The sequence below is a fragment of the Shewanella mytili genome (assembly GCF_046765975.1).
Classification (GTDB): Bacteria; Pseudomonadota; Gammaproteobacteria; order Enterobacterales; family Shewanellaceae; genus Shewanella; species Shewanella mytili.
Genome location: NZ_JBKOUD010000003.1, coordinates 156,693 through 177,884 on the forward strand (window position 1 = coordinate 156,693; position 21,192 = coordinate 177,884).

Consider the following 21,192-nt stretch of genomic DNA (forward strand, 5'->3'; position numbering starts at 1 on the left):
ATCCAATGAGCCAAAAGATACTTTTTATTGACCGCGACGGCACACTGGTGGAAGAGCCCGCCATTGACAAACAGCTCGACAGACTCGACAAACTGGTATTCGAACCCCAGGTGATCCCGGCCTTGCTACGCCTGCAAAACGCCGGTTTCCGGCTGGTCATGGTATCCAATCAGGACGGTCTGGGCACGGCATCCTTCCCCCAGGCCGATTTTGATGCACCGCATCAATTGATGATGCAGATTTTCAACAGCCAGGGGGTGCAGTTTGACGATGTGCTCATCTGCCCCCACTTGCCCGCGGACAACTGCAGCTGCCGCAAACCCAAACTGGGACTGGTGAAAGACTATCTCACCGGCGGCAAAATCGATTTCACCCGTTCGGCAGTCATTGGCGATCGGGCAACCGATGTGGCACTGGCCGATGCCATGGGGCTTAAAAGCTTTCAGTATCAACGGGAAAGCCTTGGCTGGCCGCAGATTGCCCAAGCGTTGTTATCCCGTCAGCGCCAGGCCACCGTCGTGCGCACCACCCGTGAAACCGATATTTGCGTCAAAGTGGATCTGGACAACCCGGGATGCAACCGCATTGATACCGGCATCGGCTTTTTCGATCACATGCTGGATCAGATTGCCACTCACGGAAATTTTTCGCTGGCGGTGACGGTAAAGGGCGATCTGCACATTGATGATCACCACAGCATTGAAGATACCGGGCTGGCACTGGGCGATGCCCTGCGTCAGGCGCTGGGCGATAAACGGGGCATTGGCCGCTTTGGCTTCAGCCTGCCCATGGATGAAGCCCGGGGCGAATGCCTGCTGGACCTGTCCGGCAGGCCATTTATCAAGTTTGATGCCAGCTTCAAGCGGGACAAGGTGGGCGAACTGGCCACAGAGATGGTGCCGCACTTTTTCCGCTCCTTTGCCGACGGTTTGCGCTGCACCTTGCATATCAGTTGCGATGGTGACAATGAACACCACAAGGTGGAGGCCCTGTTCAAGGCATTGGGCCGGGCGCTGCGACAGGCCATTCGGGTTGAAGGCGACGCCCTGCCCTCCAGCAAAGGAGTATTGTGATGAGCCAGACCGTGATTATTGATACCGGCTGCGCCAATCTCAGCTCGGTGCGTTTTGCCTTTGAACGTCTGGGGGCTGATGTCACCGTCAGTGACAATCCCGCCATTATCCGGGCAGCCACCCGGGTTTTGCTGCCGGGCGTGGGCAGCGCCCCTGCCGCCATGCAGTCCATCCGGGAGAAAAACCTGGTGAACGTCATCCAGCAATTGACCCAACCGGTACTGGGGATTTGCCTTGGCATGCAGCTGATGGGCAACTACTCCACCGAGCGCGGAGAAAAAGATCAGGACACCGAGTGTTTGGGGCTCATTCCCACCCCGGTGCGGCAGTTGAATACCCGGGATTTGCCTACACCGCACATGGGCTGGAACCAGCTCACGCTGGCGCAGCATGATGGCCAGCCTCATCCGCTGTTTGCCGGTATCACCCCGGGGGATTTTGTCTATTTCGTGCACTCTTTTTGCGCACCGGTGAGCGAGTACAGTATCGCGTTTTGCGAATATGGCGAGCCATTCAGCGCCGCCATTGCCCATCACAATTTTATGGGGGTGCAATTCCACCCTGAAAAAAGTGCGGCGGTGGGCAGCAAGATTTTGCAAAACTTCCTGACCATGACCCAGGAAAACCTGACGGGAGGCGCCGCATGATTATTCCGGCAATCGATATGATTGATGGTCAGGTGGTACGCCTATACCAGGGCGATTATGCCCAGAAAACCACCTTTGATTACAGCCCGCTGCAGCAGTTAAAAACCTACGAACAGCAAGGGGCAAAACTGCTGCATCTGGTGGACTTAAGCGGCGCCAAAGATCCTGAAAAACGCCAGAGCGACCTGATTGCCCAACTTGCCGGCAAACTGCAAACACCGCTGCAAGTGGGCGGCGGGATCCGCAGCAAGCAACAGGTTGAAGAATTGCTGCAACAGGGCGTGCACCGGGTGGTCATCGGCTCACTGGCGGTAAAGCACCCCGAAGTGGTAAAGGCGTGGTTTACCGAGTTTGGTGCCGAGCACATCTGCCTGGCACTGGATGTGAATATTGATGAACAGGGCCAAAAAATCGTGGCGGTTTCCGGCTGGCAAAGCGGTGGCGGCAAAACCCTTGAGTCACTGGTGGCCGAATTCGCCCCCGTGGGCTTGCAACACGCCCTGGTAACCGACATCAGCCGTGACGGCACCATGACCGGCGCTAACACCCGGCTTTATCAGGAACTGGCAAGCCTCTATCCGGAGATTTGCTGGCAGGCATCCGGCGGCATTGCCTCACTCAACGATGTGGCGGCGGTGCGCGACAGCGGTGCCAGCGGCATCATTATCGGCAAGGCCCTGCTGACCCAACAATTTACCGTGGAGGAAGCCATTCAATGCTGGCCAAACGCATAGTTCCCTGCCTGGATGTAAAAGCCGGGAAAGTGGTGAAAGGGGTGCAATTTCGCAACCATGAAATTGTGGGCGACATTGTGCCACTGGCACAACGTTATGCCCAGGAAGGCGCGGATGAACTGGTGTTTTATGACATCACTGCCAGCGCCCATGAGCGCACCGTGGACAAATCCTGGGTCAGCCGGGTAGCCCAGCAGATAGACATCCCGTTCTGCGTGGCGGGCGGCATTCGCAGCATTGAACAGGCCCGGGAAATTCTGGCCTTTGGTGCTGACAAAATCTCCGTCAACTCGCCGGCGCTGGCAGACCCCAGCCTTATCCGCCGTTTGCACGACGAATTTGGCCGCCAGTGTGTGGTAGTGGGCATTGACTCTTTTTACGATGCTGCCAGCAACAGTTATAAAGTGAAGCAGTTCACCGGCGATGAAGCCGCCACCCGCGATACCCAATGGTATACCCAGGACTGGGTGGAAGAGGTGCAAAAACAGGGCTGTGGTGAAATCGTGTTGAACGTGATGAATCAGGATGGCGTGCGCCAGGGCTATGATATTGCCCAGTTGTCCATGGTGCGCCAGGTATGCGACGTGCCCTTAATCGCCTCGGGCGGTGCCGGCAGCATGGTGCATTTTCGCGATGTATTCATTGATGCGGCCGTGGATGCCGCACTCGCAGCCAGCGTTTTTCATAAAGGCATCATTCCCATTTCGGAATTAAAACAGTATTTACATGAAGCAGGGATCTGTATCCGCCAAGACCCACTGCAATCAGCATAACAGGAAGTAACATGACTCAATCTCAAGCCCCCGCCTGCCGCGTAACCCAGGCAGCATTGCAAAACCTGCTGCAGCAACTGGACTGGCAAAAACAGCAGCAACTGATCCCAGTTGTCGTGCAGAATTATCATTCCGCCAAAGTGCTAATGCTGGGTTACATGAACCAGGAAGCCCTGCAAGCCAGTGTGGATAAAGGTCTGGTGACGTTTTACAGCCGCAGCAAACAGCGATTGTGGACCAAGGGCGAAACCTCCGGCAATCACCTGCAACTGGTATCCATCGCCATGGATTGCGATAACGACGCCCTACTGGTGCAAGCCGTTCCTGTTGGCCCCACCTGCCATAAAGGCACCGAAAGCTGCTGGGACGGCGAGGTGCATCCGTTTATCCATCAGCTGCAAAGCCTGATCCATGGTCGCAAACATGCCGATCCGGCCACCAGCTATACCGCCTCCCTGTTTGCCCGTGGCACCAAGCGCATTTCACAAAAGGTGGGTGAAGAAGGACTGGAAACCGCATTGGCAGCGGCCACGCATGACAAACCCGAGCTGGTGAACGAAGCCTCCGATCTGTTGTATCACCTGCTGGTATTGCTGGAAGATCAAGAGCTGTCACTGGCCGACATCAATGCCAATCTGGCCTTGCGCCACCAGCAAGCGGAAAAATAACCCAACCGCCCATAACACCATTCTGCCTGCAAAGCGCCCAATAACCGGGCGCTTTTTTACAGGACAGGCTATGGGAGCATTGCACCATGGTCATTGAACGCCCAATGAGGGGCTTATGGCTTTTGACCTAGCTTATGACTGGGTGATGGGCATACGGCAGCAATGGGCCATCAAGCGCTGCCACAATCACTTGCGGGTACACACAGAGAGAGAAATAACTTAAGCGGCCACGATTTGCTGCTGTGCCCGCAAGGCAAACAGCCGATCGTGCATCACCTTGATGGTTTCAAACTTTTGCAGTGATTTGACTTCGCTCAGCATGCATTGGGGATCGAGCAACATGACGGTGGATGCCTGCAGGTTGGTTTCCACCACCAGCACCAGTACCCGCTCGCCACGGCATTTGAGGTTGAACAGCTTGCCCGCCTCACTGTAAACGCAGACGTCACTGCTTTCAAAAAACCATGACTTGGGCATTTGGGGTTTTTGCAGAAAACAGGCAGCGGTGGCGTTTAATGCCAATTGCACCAAATGGGCATCAGACAAGGATAAACGCTTGCCCAGTTTATCGAGCAACTCAATATAATAACGGGCGTGTTCTACACTGAACTCCAGTTCACCCAGTGCATCCGGAATTAAGGTTTTAGGTTTATAAGGGGTCAGGAACTCGAACTCAGAGCCCAGGGAAATCCCTAGCACTCCGTGTGATTCGTTATATTTCCACTGCCAATTACTTTCAGGCATTAATAACATAGCGTAATCCAGCTGACCTTTATTATTATTAACAGATAGTAGATTATATTTTATTCAATAGCAAAAGATAGTGTAAATAAATTGTCTAAATTTTCAATGCGCCAGCGTTAATTTTTAAAAATAATTATGATCGTAAATAATGAAAAGAGATCGCCTTGCGATCCCTTTGATCATATTTTATTCAGTAAGGATCTTATATGGGATCTTACTTCTTCGATACCCGAGCGCGATAGGCTTCAGTAATATCTTTAATGAGTTCCGGCCCCTGATAAATGAAACCGGAATAGATCTGTACCAAATCCGCCCCGGCGTCCAGTTTTTCCATGGCATTTTCGGCGCTGTTAATCCCGCCGCATCCCAAAATGGGCACCTGTCCTTTCAGGCATTCCGCCAGCTGTTTAATCACCTTGGTGGACAACTCATTTAACGGCTTGCCACTGAGGCCACCGGTTTCGCTGGAATTGGCCAAGCCACTTACACCATCCCGGCTCAATGTGGTATTGGTGGCAATCACACCATCAAATTGATTGCGGATAAGTGCATCGGCAATCTTTTCTATTTCATCCTGGGATAAATCCGGCGCAATTTTAAGCGCTACCGGCACATATTTTTTATGCTGCTCAGCTAATGCTTTTTGTTTTTCTTTTAAACTTGCCAGTAAGTCTTCCAGTAATTCACCGTATTGCATGGTGCGCAATCCCGGAGTATTGGGTGATGAAATATTCACCGCTATATAGTCTGCATATGGATAAACTTTGTCCATGCAGATTAAATAATCATCTTTGCCGTTTTCTACCGGTGTGGTTTTGTTTTTACCGATATTGACACCCACCACGGCGTTGGATTTACGAGCCAGCAAGTTTTTAACCAGATTATCGACGCCTTTATTATTGAATCCCATCCGGTTGATAATGGCTTTGGCGGGTTTGATGCGGAATAAACGGGGTTTGTCATTACCGGGCTGGGGTCTGGGCGTGACGGTTCCCACTTCTATGTGGCCAAATCCCATCGCGGCAAAAGCGTCAATGGCTTCCCCGTCTTTATCCATACCGGCAGCCAGCCCCACCGGGTTGGGAAAGGTAACCCCCATGAATTCCACCGGTGCCGGTGCAATGTTTTGGGCATAAAAGCAGTTCAGCGGATTGTTGGCAGAGGCTTTAAGGCCGGTCATGGCGAAATTGTGCGCCACCTCCGGGTCCATCTGAAACATCACCTTTTGCGCGAGTTTATAAAACATGTGTTCTCCTAAGACCTAAAAAAAGCCCCGGCAAACGCCAGGGCTCTTGTTGTTATTATATGTTAACCATGCCCTTCACAATGCAATATCAGCAGGTTGAGTTCACGCAGCGCCACTGAGAACTTGGCAAACTCATGCACACCTGATGTCTTAAAGTCAGCCAGCATCAGGAACCAGCGCTCCAGCAGCAATTGATGACCTTCAATCCATTGCGCGATAACGGCCTCGGCATCACATTGTGCGCTACAGCTGCGCAATACCACTGAGCTCAATGAGCGTTGCTGCCAGTCCAGATCTTCACGGAAGGCGGCACGGGCCAACACTTGCCAGTGGTTGGATGCAGGTTGCGCATTAATCTGCTCCAGGAACCAGTGCAATTCAACCCGGGCGCCGAGTTTATAATATGTCTCGGCCACCAACGCCAATGCTTTATCCTGCTGCTGGGCAATTTGTGCAATATCCAGCGTACAGAACAAGGTGCTCATTTTCCCGACCAGGCTGGCAACCGCCGCAGGTACCCCTTCGCGCTGCAGTGCGGCGATATCTTCGGCAATGCCCTGCCATTCACCCTCTTGCAAATAATGCTGAATATTATCACGCAGGTCGTCAAACACGGGTTTGAAGAAGCCAACGGTTTGTTCAATATTCAGATTGCGGTTGCGGTTGCGCAGCAACCAGCGGGTGGAGCGGCGCATATTGCGGCGCAATTGGTGCAGCATTTCGCTTTGCACCACCGCAGGCACCGTGCCGTTAAGCTCATCAATGGCCTGGATTAATTCACCCATACCGAATATTTCTCTGGCCATAGCGTAACATACGGCCGCTTCGGCAACTGAGGCACCAGTCTCATCCTGCATACGCTGGATAAAATTCAGTCCCATTTCATTGACCAATTCATTGGCCAGTGAAGTGGCGATAATCTCACCCCGCAGCGGATGATTGACCATTTTATCCGCATAAAGGGCTTGCAGTTTTTGCGGGAAATAGCGCACTAACAATTGACTGAGCCAGGGATCATCGGTCACTTCAGTGGTAACCAACTGTTCTTTGAGCAACATCTTACTGTATGCCACCAACACGGACAGTTCCGGACGGGTCAGTCCTCGGTTATTGGCAAGGCGCTCTGTCAGCTCTTCTTCCGAAGGCAAGAACTCCAGCGCCCTATCCAGCTTGCCCTCTTTTTCCAGGTAATGGATAAAGCGGATGTGCTCTTTGAGCTGCTCTGGAGCGTGTACCTGGGTGACAGACAGCGTACGGGTTTGCTGTTCACAATCCTGCAGCACAATCTCCGCCACTTCATCAGTCATCTGCTCCAGCAACGCGTTACGCTGCTTGACGGTCAAATCCCCTTCGGCCACCAGGCTGTTGAGCAAAATCTTGATGTTCACTTCGTTATCGGAGCAGTCCACCCCACCAACGTTATCCACAAAGTCGGTATTCATGCGCCCGCCATTGGCCGCATATTCAATGCGCCCCAGCTGGGTGCAACCCAGGTTGCCGCCTTCGCCGATAATCCGGGCGCGAATGTCGCCGCCATTAACCCGCAATGGGTCATTGGCCCGATCCCCTACATCCGCATTGGTTTCGCGGCAAGACTTCACATAAGTGCCAATACCGCCATTCCATAACAGATCCACCGGCATTTTCAGCAACTCTTTAATCAGCTCGCTGGGCGTCATTGACGTTTTATCGGTGGCCAGCATGGCCTGGATTTCCGGCGTCAATGTAATGGCCTTGGCGCTGCGCAAGAAGATGCCACCGCCTTTGGAGATCAGCTTGCGATTGTAGTCATCCCAGGAGGAACGGGGCAGATTGAACAGCCGTTGGCGCTCTGCAAAGCCCTTGGCGGCATCCGGCGCCGGATCAATGAAGATGTGCATGTGGTTAAACGCCGCTTGCAAACGGATATGTTCAGACAACAGCATGCCGTTGCCAAACACGTCACCGGCCATATCCCCAATGCCCACGCAGGTAAAATCGGTGGTCTGGCAATCAATGCCTATTTCACGGAAATGGCGTTTGACCGACTCCCAGGCACCGCGGGCGGTGATCCCCATTTTCTTGTGGTCATACCCATGGGAGCCACCGGACGCAAAAGCGTCACCCAACCAGAAGTTGTATTCCAGGGAGATGGCGTTGGCGATATCCGAGAAAGTCGCCGTGCCTTTATCAGCAGCCACCACCAAGTACGGGTCGTCATCATCGTGACGCACCACATCCATTGGCGGCACCACTTCTTTGTTGACGATGTTATCGGTAATGTCCAGCAACCCGTGAATGAAGATGCGGTAACAGGCCTGTCCTTCCTGGAACACGGCTTCCCGGCCGCCGCCAGCGGGCATCTGTTTGCAGACAAAACCGCCTTTGGCGCCCACCGGCACAATCACGGTGTTTTTCACCTGCTGGGCTTTTACCAGCCCGAGCACTTCGGTACGGAAATCTTCCCGGCGATCAGACCAGCGCAACCCGCCCCGGGCCACGCGGCCACCGCGCAAATGCACCCCTTCCACCCGTGGGCTGTAAACGAAAATTTCATATTTCGGCAGGGGCTTGGGCATTTCCGGGATCTGCTCTGGCGAGAACTTGAAGGAGAGGTAATCCTTGGGCTCACCCGCGGCATCCAGCTGATAGAAGTTGGTGCGCACCGTGGCATTTATCAGCGCCAGATAGCGGCGGATAATCCTATCGTCATCCAGGCTCGCTACGTCTTCAAGGCGCAGGTTAATCTGTTCTTCAAACTTGGCGGTTGTGCGGGTTTTCAGCTTGGGATTGAACTTGCGGATGAACATTTTCACCAGCGAGTCAGCAATTTGCGGATAGCGGCTGAAGGTTTCTTCAATGTATGCCTGGCTGAACGTGGCATCAATCTGGCGCATGTATTTGGCATAAGCCCGCAAGATGGACACTTCACGGCCGGAAAGCCCGGTGGCCAGCACCAAGCGGTTAAAGCCGTCATCTTCCAGTTTTTTCTGCCAAACCAGCGACAATGCATTCTGGAAACGATCCTGGCTGTCGGTCAGCTCCTCTGATGCCGAGCGCTGCACCGTCATCAAAAAGTCGAGGATCCAGAATGTGTTGCCATCGGTGGTGGTCACTTCATACGGCCGCTCGTTAATCACCCGCAGGCCGAAGTTTTCCAGCATGGGCAACACGTCAGACAACGGGATGGGCTCATCCTTATGGAAAAGCTTCAGGCGCACCGTATTGCTTTTGGATTCGGCCTCTTGGGGCTGATAAAACAGCATGCCCAGTTTGTGCTCGTCATCCAGCGCTTCCAGCTGGCGGATATCCACCACCGCCGAAGTTGGCAACACGTCATCTTTGTAGCTCTGGGGGAAGGCCAAATCGTAACGTTTGAAATAACGATTCCCCTGCTCTTCGCCAATGGCGCTATTGAGCGCCGTGGAAAGTTTGTCGTCCCAGGAACGGGCGGCCTCAATCAGGTTATTTTCAATAGCTGCCACATCCACATCCACATCGTTATTGTTGTCGACTTTGACTATGTAATGAGTCCGGCACAAGGATGATTCGGAAAAATAAGTGGTAAATTCCACTTCCTCATGACTCTTGAAGGTTTGCGCCAGAATGCGCTGGGTATCTTGCCGCTGTTTGGTGTTGTAGCGATCTTTGGCCACATAGACCAGACAGGACAGAAAACGGCCAAAGGCATCCTTGCGGACAAACAGTTTCAGTTTATCCCTGTCCTGCATCTCCAGTACGCCATGGGCCACCTGGGCCAGCTCGTCCACTGATGCCTGAATGATTTCATCCCGGGGCAGGTTTTCCAGAATGTTCAGCAGGGTTTTGTAATCATGGGAGTGAGGACCGAAACCGGACAAATCCATGATGCGCTGGACTTTTTCTGCCAGCAGCGGGATGGAACGGGGACTGCGGTTATAAACCGTCGACGCATACAGCCCCACAAACCGGTCTTCACCTACCACGTTGCCTTGTTTATCAAAACGTTTAATGCCGATATAGTCCACATAAGCCGGACGGTGCACCCGGCTTTTTGAGGAGCCTTTGGTCAGCACCAGCAAGGAGCTGTTCAATGCTTCACGCCGGGCGGTTTCCGAGAAGGAAGATAGCATCAGGCCATGCTCCGGCTGCTCTTTCCCGGGTTTTTTCATCAACCCCAAGCTGCTGGCCACATCGGGCACCAGCTCTACATCCCCCGCTACCCGGCGCAAGTCGTAATAGCGGTAACCCAACAAGGTGAAATGATGATCGTTAAGGTAGGTTAAATAGCTGACGGCCTCGTCCAGCTCTTTGCTGTCGCCGGCAAATGGGCGAGTGGGCAACATTTTGATGATACTGGCCAATTTTTCTGACATGGGCAGCCAGTCATCCACGGCGGCAGCCACGTCATGAAGCACCATTTCCAGCTCTTTTTCCAGCTGCTGGATGTCTTGCTCGCTGCTTTGGCGATCAATTTCAATCAGGAACACGGCAACCTTGTCACTGTCTTCCCGGCTGCCCTTCACCTGGGTGATGCCGCTTATCTGCCCGTTGTTCCGCTCAATGGCCAGCGGTGTATGCAGCATCATGTGGGCGGTGATCCCCATACGCTTTAGTGCCATGCCCAGCGAGTCCACCAGAAACGGCATGTCCGGCTGCACGATTTCAATGATGGTGTGGGAAGATTGCCAACCGTGTTTTGCTTGGGTGGGGTTAAACACCTGTAAATGGGTTTGGCCTACTGAAGTGTTAGAAAGAGAATTCCACAGGCTCAGAATTGCACCATACAGATCACTGTCGTTGCGCGCGAGCAGATCATCCTTGGACATATGGGCATAAAGACAGGTAGCAAACTGCTCTACCTGACGGGACTGGGCTTTTGGAACCTTGGAATGAATGAGGTGAACAACATTCTCCAGTAATACTGAAGGCATTGCGTCTTTCAAAGCCATGGTCATATTTCCTTAAGCGTCTATGGCAGCGCTTTTTTTGTATAATTGGGTGCTTCGACGGATAACCCGGTTCACCGGAAAATGTGACCCAGGTCCTGTCGCGAAGTGTATTACTAAACAGATCGATTTTCGAGGAAAATTTTAGTGATATATAAGGCAGTTAGCTGCTTGCTCACCAAGGGTTTCAGCCCCGTTTGCCCAAAAATCTGCAAAAGCTGAAAAACTATGCAAACAGCATCACTGCCAGGAAGGTTACGGGGCTTGATGCCCCTTGCGATTAGGCCAAAAAACCGCCGCCAGCGCCGGTAGAATAATAATGGCGCCCAGCATGTTGACCAGGAACATAAAGGTTAACAATATTCCCATGTCCATCTGGAATTTCAGGGCGGAGAAGAACCAGGTGCTCACCCCCACAGCCAGGGTGAGACCGGTAAAAATCACCGCATTGCCACGCTCGCATAATGCCGCCAGGTAAGCCTGCTGCACCGCCATGCCTTCGCGCAATTTTTGCGCCATGATGGACAGAATGTAAATGCCATAATCCACCCCAATCCCCACCCCAAGGGCAATCACCGGCAGTGTGCTCACGGTAAGGCCGATATCCAGCAAGGTCATCAGCGCCTGCGCCAGAGTGGACACTACATACAGCGGAATAATCACCGCCAGCGTGGCCCGTAACGAGCGGAAACTCAGCAAACACAGCACAAACACAGCGCCGTAGACATATATCATCATCGGCATCTGCGCTGCGGCCACGGCTTCATTGGTGGCAGCCATCACCCCCACCGGCCCAGAAGCCAGCCTGAATTTCACCTGTTCGGTATCCAGCGCGGAAGTTAACTGCTTGATTTTGGCCACAACCTCGTCAATGGTGTGGGCTTTATGATCGTTAAGGAACAGGTATACCGGCATTACGGAACAATTGCCGTTCAACAAGCCGCTGGAAGTGGGAATTTGCGACACCAGCTGAGCCAGACTGGCCGGCTCCCGCGGTAACACCAGCCAACGGGGATTGCCCTCGTTGAAGCCGGCATTCACCTGCCGTGCCACCGAGCTGATGCTGGCAGTGAAGTCCACTCCCGGCGTGTTGCGGGCAAACCACTCAAAATCGTCAATGCGTTGCAATACGTCATGATAGGTGCAGGCTTCCGGGAAGGCTTCCACAATCACGCTCATCACATCCGTGGTAATGGCAAAATGATCGGTGATGAAAAAGGTATCCTGGTTATAGCGGGAGTCTTCATGCAACGCTGGCGCCCCCCGCTGCAGATCGCCAATCTGCATCCGGGTTGCCTGACTCAGGCCCGCCCCGTAAAGCCCCAGCGTCACCAGGATAATCAACCAGGCATGGCGGGGCGAGGCAAATCTGGCCAACTGCTGCCAGATTTTAGGGGGGGGCTCGTTGCCAGGCGTAACGGCTGGGGCATTCAGGGTGACAAACGAAATAACCAAAGGTAATAACACCAAATTGGTGAGAATGATCACCCCGACCCCTAATGAGGCGGAAATCGCCAATTCGCGGATAATGCCGATGTCAATGGTCAGCAGTGTCATGAAGCCTACGGTATCGGACAGCAACGCCACCCCGCCGGGCACCAATAATGCCCGAAAGGCCGCAGCAGCCGCCTGTTTACTGCCCATGCCATGGGCCACCCGCTGACGGATGGCGTTGATCATCTGCACCCCGTGGCTCACCCCGATGGCAAAGACCAGAAACGGCACCAGAATCGACATGGGGTCCAAGCCAAAACCGATAAGATTGAGCAATCCCAACTGCCACACCACCGCAACCAGGCTGCAGGCCAGCGGCAATACCGTCAGCAGCAGTGAGCGGCTGAACAGATACACCATCACCGCTGTCACCAGCAAGGCGATGATAAAAAACAGCACCACTCCGCGGGCACCTTCTGCCACATCACCGGCCATTTTGGCAAAGCCGATAATGTGAATGCGGATTTGCTCGGACTGGTATTGCTCCCGCAACTGTTTTTCCAGTTTGTCGGCAAATGCCAGGGTATCCAGCGGGGCGCCGGTTTGCGGATCAAAATCCAGTAACTGGGCACTGACCATGGCGGCAGAGTAATCCGTGGCCACCAGCCGCCCCACAATGCCGGCTTTTTCAATGTTTTCCCTCACCCGCTGCAACCCGGCGGCAGAGGTACTGAAATCGGCCGGGATCACCGGGCCGCCGCTAAAGCCGTCTTCCACCACTTCCGTAAAGCGGGTGGAGGGCGAATATAACGACTTCACCAGCGAGCGGTTCACCCCGGGAATGAAAAACAGTTGATCATGAACCTCTTTGAGGGTTTGGAAAAATTGCGGATTGAAGATGTTGCCGCTGCTGTCTTCCACCGCCACCATAATGGAGTTGGCACCGCCAAACTGCTGCTGGTGCTTAAGATAGGTTTGCATGTAGGGATGACTCAGGGGAATGTTTTTCACAAACGCCGCATCCATCCGCAACTGACTTGCCTGCCAGCCCAAGGCGGCAGTACAAAGCGCAAAAAACACCAATACCCAGACACGATGCCTGAACAGGAAACTCTCAAGGCCATTCACCAGTTTTTCCAGCATAAAACCACACCCGTTATTTTAATGTTATAGGTTGCAAACCTTTGGTGCCTGCCAGCCAGACCTTACCGGTTTTATCCGCTGCCAGCGTTAACAGGTTTTCCCCTTTCAGCTGGCGCACCAAGCGGCTGTGATGATTTTTGTCCAGTTGAATCACCACCCCGCTGTTACCGGTCAGCCAGAGCTGTTCCCCCAACTGGGCCATGCCGTTGATGGTGGCCTGTTGTGACAAAGGAATGGGCTGCCAGTGCTGCAATGTGACATCACTGACAAACAGATTGCCCCGCAGCCCCGCCACATAAACCTGCCCTTGGGCTTCCAGCGCGGCAAACAGTGAGCCTTGATAGCCGATATCAAGCCGTTGCCAGTGCTGACCAAAATCATCACTCACCGCGGCCAATCCCATTTCCCCCACCAGTAGCAAGCGGCCATCACTCAGCGCCAGCAACCGGTTAAAATGGGGCAAGATTGAATCCGACTCCTGTTGGTAAGCTTCCGGGTCTTCTGTTTGCAGCTGTTGCAGATATTGCCTGTCGTCCTCACCCAGTAGTTCACCATGAAACTCCCGTTGCCAGTGCTGGCCGCCATCGTGAGTGCGCAGAAAAAGGCCATAGGCCCCTACGGCCAACCCGTTTTGCTCATCACGAAAATGCACATCCAGCAATGGCCGGGCCAGTGTTTGCGAGTGATATTGCTGTTGCCAGCTGTCGCCGCCATCAACGCTATGCAACACCGTGGCATCGTGTCCGACGGCCCAGCCCTGTTGCTGGTCAATAAAGATGATTCGGGTGAGCAAGTTACGGGTTGGCGACAACAATTGCTGCCAACTGCCGTCGGGTGACAGGCGCAGTATGTGCCCCCGCTCACCCACGGCCATCAGGTTATTGCCAACCGGGGTGATATCCAGTACCAGTGACTTGGCCGCCAATGGCTGTTGCTGGCCGGTAATGGCTATAGGTGCGGCCACAGCGCCCTGCAATCCGGGCCAGCCCCCAAAGATAATGCTGCAAAACCACACGCAGTACTTCATGTCATACGCCTTCAATGAGTGGGGGCCATGCCGCCCCCGGTGAACAATTAACGTATTCCCTGACGGCGCAGTGAGGCCGGCGTGAAATTGGCTTCGGTGAGTTTGGCGTCAAAGTCATACATGGGAGACTGATTGTCCAGCCCCAACGCCAGATAGCGACGTGACTGGAGATCGTGATACACCTCCAGGGTGCTCCACTGCACGGGCACTTCGTAATAGTTAATCCCGTGGGCTTGGGCTACCCGATACAACTCGTCACGGTTATCATATAAATCCGCCACGGCAATTTGCCAGGAGTCTTCATCCAGATAGAACACCCGGGTTTTATAGATATGCCGCATCCCGGCTTTCAGGGTGGCTTTCACTACCCATACCCGGTGTTTCTCATAGCGCACCACGTCCGGATTGATATGGCCTTTGTGCAAAATATCGCTGTATTGCAGCTTGTCGGAATGCAACCGGTAGTCGTTATAGGGAATTAACAGCTCCTGTTTTCCCAGCAACTCCCAGTTGTAACGGGAGGGTGAACCGTTGAACATGTCAAAATCATCCGTGGTTCTCAGTCCGTCAGAGACGGTGCCCGGCGTGTCAAAGGCCACGTTGGGAGCCTTGCGTACCCGTCGCTGCCCGGTATTGTAGGTCCATGCCTGCCGGGGTTCCTTTTCCTGGTTCATGGTTTCTTTCACCAGCAGCGCCGTACCGGCCAACCGTGCTGGCTGCGTCACCACCTGCTTGAAGCTGAATAAAAGGTTGTCTTTACGCATCTGCTCCAGGGTTTCTTCCGGCCGGGCATACTCCACCCGGATTTCCTCTTCCATTTCTACCAGGGTATAGTCCCCTGATGCCGTAGGCGCTGCCTGTCCCCGGTGGGTGGCAATATCCACGCCGCGAAAACGCAAGATATGGTTCCAGATGGCCTCAAGCCCGTTAGCCGGAATGGGAAACGCGATGCCCTTGGTGGCACCATCCACCCCATTACCGCCGGCAACCAGCGTGGCTGTGGTGGCATTGGCTTTTGTGGCATCGTAAATGTACTGGGGAACCGAGGCACTGCGGCGGGTCTGATACACCTGCATTTTGAAGCTGTCCGGATATAACTCAAACAACTTTTGCTGACCGGGTGTCAGCAACGACTTATATTGGCCCACATTCGCGCTGGTGATGGTATAAAGGGGTTTGTCGGCCGCGAAAGGATCCGGATGGTGCATGCCTTTTTGATAGCCGGCGGGCGCCTTGGTGATCCCGCCGGTCCAGGCGGGAATGGAGCCATCCTTGTTTCCTGCCATTTCCGCCCCAAGGGGTGTCAAATCCTTGCCCAAACGGGCCGCTTCAGCTTCAGATATCTGCGCCTGAACATTGCTTCCCAGCAACATGATGACAACAGCCGTTAATGATTTTATCCCATGCATGTTGGTTGTCCTCTTTACAGCGAATACTTGATGCTGAACGAAATGTAATCGCGATCAGCCATGGCATTGGTGGTGCCCACACCACCAAAGAAATTGTTATAGGAAAGATCGGCCCCCCACCGGCTCTGGTAATCAAAACTGATCCCCAATGCCACCGACTTGCGCCCTTCGGTAAACAGGAATAATGGATCCGGGGTAATGCCATTCACGTCGTGAGAAAACACCACGCGGGGTGAGGCGTTAATGCCCGCATACAGGTTATTGAGGTCAGCCTTGGCCACCAGGCGATAACCCCAGGCAAATGCGGTGGGAAATGGATTGGTTTCCGGGCCATCCTGCAGTGCCTGGATGATACCGGGCATTTGCGGGTTACCACCGCTGCGGCCGGTGCCGGGGCCATTGAGGCGCAGTTCGTCAAAGTCCGGCATATTGTCAATCCAGACCCCGCCCACCTCTGCCAGCATGGTCAGGTTGTCAAAGCCCAACGTGGGGCCGAACAAGTGCGTCAAGGTAACCTGGGCCTGGGTGGTATCCCGCCGGATAAAGCCGTCAACGGTTTCGCCTGGCGCCGCATCCAATTGGGACAATCCATCAAGATCTGGCCGTATTCCGGCATTGGCCAGCTGTTGTGGCATCCCGGCAAACAACAGCTCCACATCATCAATTTGCAAGGGTTCATCCTGGCGGTAGGCAATCTCCCCGGCAACCGAGGTATCCCCCACCAGCGTATTGAAGCTGAAGCCATACAGTTTGATGTCTTCTGGATACACCACCTGGGCTTTGGAGAAACTCTGTAAACTCAACAACAATTGGCGATCGATTTGGCCGGCGTTCTGCCCGATAAGCGCCAAATCGCTCATGAGCGCTTCAGTGGTGAAATTGGCCGCGGTGCCGCTGATTAACGGGCGACGGCTATGGTAGTTCATAAAGTAGAAACCGAACTCCGTTTCACCCAGCTGCGGCGCATAATAACTGGCTTTAAGGCCATACTGTCCGCCATTTTTTGGGGTTGCTTCATCCTGAACCAGTGTCACCTTGGTGGGATAGGCCAATGCCATTTGCGCCAATGCGGCAGTGGGCACAGCACCACTGGCGATAGCATTGGCAAAATTGCGGTACTCCATCTCCAGAAAGTCCAGGTTGATATCCGGGTTGGCGTTAAAGCCCAGCTGGGCATTTTGCGCATAACCGCCATATCCCACAAAATCATTGGTGGCAAAAATGGAGCCAGGAGCCGGTACCCAAATGGGCTCCCAGTCATATTGATAAAAAGCCTCTACCGAGAGATTTTCCGTCAGCCCCATTGAGGCCCAAATCATCCCTTGGGGGCGAAACGCCTCTTTCAGCTCGGCGCCAGGCACGTACAGAATGTTCAAATCCACCGGGTTGATTTCAGCAATCCCGTGGGAAATCAAGGTGCTTTCCCCCCAGGAAACCACCTGCTGACCGATGCGGACTGTTAATGGATTGCGGCCTTCATTCAGATCAAAATTGCCATAGACAAAGGCATCCAGCAAACGGATATCCTTACACTGCACTTCGCTGGCCCTATCATCGGCACAGGGGTCATACTCCTTGCCCGTTAATGGATGGGTATAGCCGAAGTTGCCGTTATTGAGCTTGCGGTCATAAAAATACATGCCACGGGCAAACAAGCCGAAATTGCGGTATTCCAGCTGTAATTCATGCAAGCCTTTGAAAATCTCGGAAGTGGTATCCCCTTTGGCATACAACAGATTGCTCATATCGTTGTTACTGGAATAAGAGCCGGGCTGTGCCCAGATTTCCGCAGCCCCATAGCGGGTATCCCCAAAGGCGGAATACCCTGTCCAGTCAAACTGCGGATGGTTGACTTTGCCAATTTGGCCATCCCAGTCACGTTCCGCCACTCGCCAGCTGGCGCCCAGTGTCCAGGTTGAGTCAAAGGACCCCTTAACATCTCCCCAATTAAACGAAACCGCCTCGGCAGAAGAGAGCAGCCCCAGGTTCAGCGCCGATATCACCCCCAATGTGATCACCGACTTGTTGAACATTTTCTTCGTCGTCATGTTAGCGTCTCCATGCCTGCCGATTGCGTTGTTTGAAATGAAATATCAACATCTAGTAAGCCGACAGGTAACATAATGGTTACAACAAATAACAACACCTATCAAGTGATAAAACATTAGACTTTTTGGGCACTTACATGATTTTCGAGGGTGAAAAACAGCGGGGATTTTTGAATCGGCTTAAGGTAAATTGGTCTTACAAGCTAATTGCATTTATAACCGGATGATATTTAAAGGATTAAAAAATAGACAAAGGTATAATAACAATCCTGGTTATCATTCAAACGTTTTAAGTTTTTACTCTAGTTTTGTTCAGGTAAATTTAAAAATAATCATGGTGGTTCTGCTGTCCCAGCAAAAAAGGTTTTGAGACATGACGCCCGGTGTTATCCCTCACGCATTGCAATGACCGAGGGAATGCAATCCCCAAAAAAATGCCCCGGGAATTTACCCCAGGGCATGTGTCATACGCTTGTCAAAAACTAGTCCATGCGAGTAATGGATTGAAAATGACCTTTTCTATCAACGACTAACTTAAACTCGCCATGGATGCCATCAGGGGCCAGGAATTGTCGGAAATGGCGCGCATTAATCTGCAAGCGCTTACCGCCACGCTCCCGAACCTGTACGGTTTCAGCTATCCCCTGATAATAGGGTTTGAACTCCTCAAAACTCAGGTTCAGCCGAAAATAAAAAGCCATAAACGTGTCTGTCATCGCGCGGCTCAGGCCTGCAGGGCCTTGGTCACTTTTTCATACAGATCCCGTGACAAATCAGGCAAGGCCAGCAGTTGCTGCAAGCATTGCCGGATTTGTTGCTGGCGCTGTGCGTCCAGTTTCCCGAACTGGATCAACGGCGTGATTATCCGCGCGGCAACCTGGGGATTGCTGCTGTTAAGCTGTTTGATAATCTCGGTCATGAAGCGATAACCCGCGCCATCGGCACGATGGAACTGGGCAACGTTGGCGGCGGCAAACGTGCCGAGCAAGGCGCGAACCCGGTTGGGATTGCCCATGCTGAATGCCGGATGCTGCTGTAACTGTTGCAAACGCTGTAACACGTCAGGCGCATTGATGTTGGCCTGTAATGAGAACCACTTGTCCATGACCAAAGGCACCTTGTTCCAGCGTTGCTCAAACGCGGCCAACAAGGCATCACGGCAATCGCTATTGCCTTCTACCGCAGCGCTGAGCGCCCCTAAGGCTTCGGTCATGTTGGTGGCATGGTAAAACTGCCGCTCCAGCAAGGCTTCATGGCCATCAGCGCCACGGGCCAGCAGAGTCAACAAGGCGTTGCCAAAGGCACGGCTACCGGCATCATCAATGTTGTGCAGTACCTGGTAACGGGCCAAGACTTCCTCTTCGCAAGCCGTGGCAATGGAGTCCACCACATAATCCCGGGCACACAGCAATGCATCCAGCGCGACTTCGCTTACCTGCTCCATCAAGGTAGACACTGAAGGCATTTTCAGAATTTCAGCGGCCAGGGCGTGATCCAATCCATCACTTAAGATCACCCCTCTGAAACCGTCAATAATGCGGTTATCCAACACCATGCCTTGTTGCTGTTGCAATCTGGCTACATTTTTCCATACCGCCTGGCTGAACAGGGTCACGGACGCTTCCCAACGGGCCACTTCACTGGAGGCATGCGCCATCAACACCAGTAGCTGCTCTACGGTAAACTGGTAGTCAAGCCGCACCGGCGCTGAAAAATCCTGCAGCAAGGAAGGGACCACCGGGGTGTGGATACCGGTAAATTCAAATGCTTGTTCTGCTTCTGTAAAATCCAGCACTTCATTGAGCAGTGTATTGCCTTGGCAATCCAGCAGCTCCAGGCTAAACGGAATGTGCAGCGGCAGTTTGGCAGGTTCACCCGGCCGCTGAGGCGTGTTTTGTGTCAGCTGCAAGCGATAGATGCCGGCATCCGTATCAAAACTGTCAGTCACGCTCACTTGCGGCGTACCGGCCTGGCTGTACCAACGGCGGAACTGGGTCAGATCCTTGCCGCTGGCATCCTGCATGGCTTGCACAAAATCATCACAGGTGACCGCCTGCCCGTCATGACGGGCAAAATACAGTTTCATCCCCGCCTGAAACCCTTCTTCACCCAACAGGGTGTGCATCATGCGGATAACCTCAGCCCCTTTGTTATACACGGTCACGGTATAGAAGTTATTCATTTCTATCACTTCTTCCGGACGAATGGGGTGAGACATCGGTCCTGCATCTTCAGCAAACTGCTGATTCTTTATGACCTTGATGGCATGGATACGATTGACCGGACGGGAGCCCACATCGGAGCTGAACTCCTGATCGCGAAACACGGTCAAGCCCTCTTTCAGGCTCAACTGGAACCAATCGCGGCAGGTTACCCTATCCCCAGTCCAGTTATGGAAATATTCATGACCAATCACCGACTCAATCCCGTGGAAGTCATCATCGGTGGCACTTTGCTCATCCGCCAGCACGTATTTGGTATTGAATATGTTCAGGCCTTTGTTCTCCATGGCCCCCATATTGAAAAAATCCACCGCAACAATCATGTAAATGTCCAGATCGTATTCCAGCCCAAAGCGGTGTTCGTCCCAGGCCATCGCCTTTTTCAAAGAGGCCATGGCATGATGGGCTTTGTGCAAATTACCTTTATCAACAAATACTTGAAGTTTTACATTCCGGCCACTGACAGTACAAAAGCTGTCTTCCAGCAAGTCCATGTCACCGGCTACCAGTGCAAACAGATAGCTGGGCTTGGGGAACGGGTCCTGCCAGCAAGCATAGTGCCAACCATCTTCCAGCTCACCGCTATCCACCTTGTTACCGTTGCTCAGCAGGTACTTGAAAGCAACCGGGGCTTCAATGCGGACATTGTATTTAGCCAGCACGTCGGGGCGATCGAGAAAATAGGTGATACGGCGGAACCCCTCAGCTTCACATTGAGTGCAATAGGCGCCGTCCGACATGTAAAGGCCTTCCAGGGTGGAATTGTCCTGGGGATTGATGCGGGTCACCAAAGTCAGTTCAAATTCATCCAGATCCGTTTCCAGCAGTAACTTGCCAGGCTGCTGTTGCACTGCCACGCTTTGCCCGTTGATGCTGGCTTCCAGCAATTCCAAATCTTCGCCATCCAATACCAAAGGCTCGTTATGGGCGCCATTACGCACCACACGACTACACGCAGTCACGATAGTGGCCGTAGGCACCAATCTGAATGACAAGGATAATTCCGGGATCAAAAAGGCCGGGGCACGATAATCTGCCAGACGTTTACTGGCGGGCTGATTTACATTCTGAGACATAAGAACTGACCTTGATAAAAAAGAATTAAAACATGCAGCGA

The 21,192-nt window shown here is 53.2% G+C and carries 14 protein-coding genes; 5 read left to right on the forward strand and 9 right to left on the reverse strand.

Going from position 1 to position 21,192, the window contains the following annotated elements; all coding sequences use genetic code 11:
- The first annotated feature begins 5 nt into the window (after positions 1 to 5).
- The 5 genes from hisB to hisIE are packed head-to-tail and all read left to right on the forward strand — an operon-like array spanning position 6 to position 3,895.
- Positions 6 to 1,073 (forward strand): bifunctional histidinol-phosphatase/imidazoleglycerol-phosphate dehydratase HisB, encoded by a 1,068-nt coding sequence (hisB, locus tag ACIDEJ_RS05065; RefSeq protein ID WP_411987001.1) that lies wholly within the window; start codon positions 6 to 8, stop codon positions 1,071 to 1,073.
- Entirely contained in the window at positions 1,073 to 1,720 is a 648-nt protein-coding gene (gene hisH, locus ACIDEJ_RS05070) for an imidazole glycerol phosphate synthase subunit HisH (protein WP_411987002.1), read from the forward strand. The genes hisB and hisH overlap by 1 nt, the downstream gene beginning before the upstream one ends.
- Positions 1,717 to 2,454, forward strand: coding sequence for a 1-(5-phosphoribosyl)-5-[(5-phosphoribosylamino)methylideneamino]imidazole-4-carboxamide isomerase (gene hisA / locus ACIDEJ_RS05075; RefSeq protein ID WP_411987003.1), 738 nt, complete (start codon positions 1,717 to 1,719; stop codon positions 2,452 to 2,454). Before hisH ends, hisA begins: the two co-directional genes overlap by 4 nt.
- Positions 2,436 to 3,227 (forward strand): imidazole glycerol phosphate synthase subunit HisF, encoded by a 792-nt coding sequence (hisF, locus tag ACIDEJ_RS05080; protein WP_411987004.1) that lies wholly within the window; start codon positions 2,436 to 2,438, stop codon positions 3,225 to 3,227. The genes hisA and hisF overlap by 19 nt, the downstream gene beginning before the upstream one ends.
- Positions 3,228 to 3,238: 11 nt before the next feature.
- Positions 3,239 to 3,895 carry a bifunctional phosphoribosyl-AMP cyclohydrolase/phosphoribosyl-ATP diphosphatase HisIE gene (hisIE, locus tag ACIDEJ_RS05085; RefSeq protein ID WP_411987005.1) on the forward strand — a complete coding sequence of 219 codons (657 nt, stop codon included), beginning with the start codon at positions 3,239 to 3,241 and terminating at the stop codon, positions 3,893 to 3,895.
- Positions 3,896 to 4,114: 219 nt separating this feature from the next.
- Here hisIE and ACIDEJ_RS05090 read toward each other — a convergent pair whose 3' ends face one another.
- The 9 genes from ACIDEJ_RS05090 to pepN all read right to left on the reverse strand — a co-directional run bounded on the left by ACIDEJ_RS05090 (position 4,115) and on the right by pepN (position 21,151).
- Positions 4,115 to 4,648 carry a cell division protein ZapC gene (locus ACIDEJ_RS05090; RefSeq protein ID WP_411987006.1) on the reverse strand — a complete coding sequence of 178 codons (534 nt, stop codon included), beginning with the start codon at positions 4,646 to 4,648 and terminating at the stop codon, positions 4,115 to 4,117.
- A gap of 205 nt (positions 4,649 to 4,853) precedes the next feature.
- Positions 4,854 to 5,885: a quinone-dependent dihydroorotate dehydrogenase gene (pyrD, locus tag ACIDEJ_RS05095; protein ID WP_411987007.1), complete on the reverse strand. Its 1,032-nt coding sequence runs from the start codon at positions 5,883 to 5,885 to the stop codon at positions 4,854 to 4,856.
- A gap of 62 nt (positions 5,886 to 5,947) precedes the next feature.
- Complete coding sequence (locus ACIDEJ_RS05100; protein WP_411987008.1) at positions 5,948 to 10,795, reverse strand: NAD-glutamate dehydrogenase; 4,848 nt, start codon at positions 10,793 to 10,795, stop codon at positions 5,948 to 5,950.
- Between the two features lie 252 nt (positions 10,796 to 11,047).
- On the reverse strand, positions 11,048 to 13,369 hold the full coding sequence (locus ACIDEJ_RS05105) for an efflux RND transporter permease subunit (protein ID WP_411987009.1): 2,322 nt from the start codon (positions 13,367 to 13,369) through the stop codon (positions 11,048 to 11,050).
- Positions 13,370 to 13,382: 13 nt separating this feature from the next.
- On the reverse strand, positions 13,383 to 14,396 hold the full coding sequence (locus ACIDEJ_RS05110; RefSeq protein WP_411987010.1) for a WD40/YVTN/BNR-like repeat-containing protein: 1,014 nt from the start codon (positions 14,394 to 14,396) through the stop codon (positions 13,383 to 13,385).
- 47 nt (positions 14,397 to 14,443) lie between these two features.
- Complete coding sequence (locus tag ACIDEJ_RS05115) at positions 14,444 to 15,796, reverse strand: DUF1329 domain-containing protein (RefSeq protein WP_411987104.1); 1,353 nt, start codon at positions 15,794 to 15,796, stop codon at positions 14,444 to 14,446.
- Positions 15,797 to 15,819: 23 nt separating this feature from the next.
- Entirely contained in the window at positions 15,820 to 17,853 is a 2,034-nt protein-coding gene (locus ACIDEJ_RS05120; RefSeq protein WP_411987011.1) for a DUF1302 domain-containing protein, read from the reverse strand.
- Positions 17,854 to 18,335: 482 nt separating this feature from the next.
- Positions 18,336 to 18,569 carry a DUF2835 domain-containing protein gene (locus ACIDEJ_RS05125; RefSeq protein WP_411987012.1) on the reverse strand — a complete coding sequence of 78 codons (234 nt, stop codon included), beginning with the start codon at positions 18,567 to 18,569 and terminating at the stop codon, positions 18,336 to 18,338.
- An 8-nt stretch (positions 18,570 to 18,577) separates the two neighbouring features.
- Complete coding sequence (gene pepN, locus ACIDEJ_RS05130) at positions 18,578 to 21,151, reverse strand: aminopeptidase N (protein WP_411987013.1); 2,574 nt, start codon at positions 21,149 to 21,151, stop codon at positions 18,578 to 18,580.
- Positions 21,152 to 21,192 lie beyond the last annotated feature (41 nt).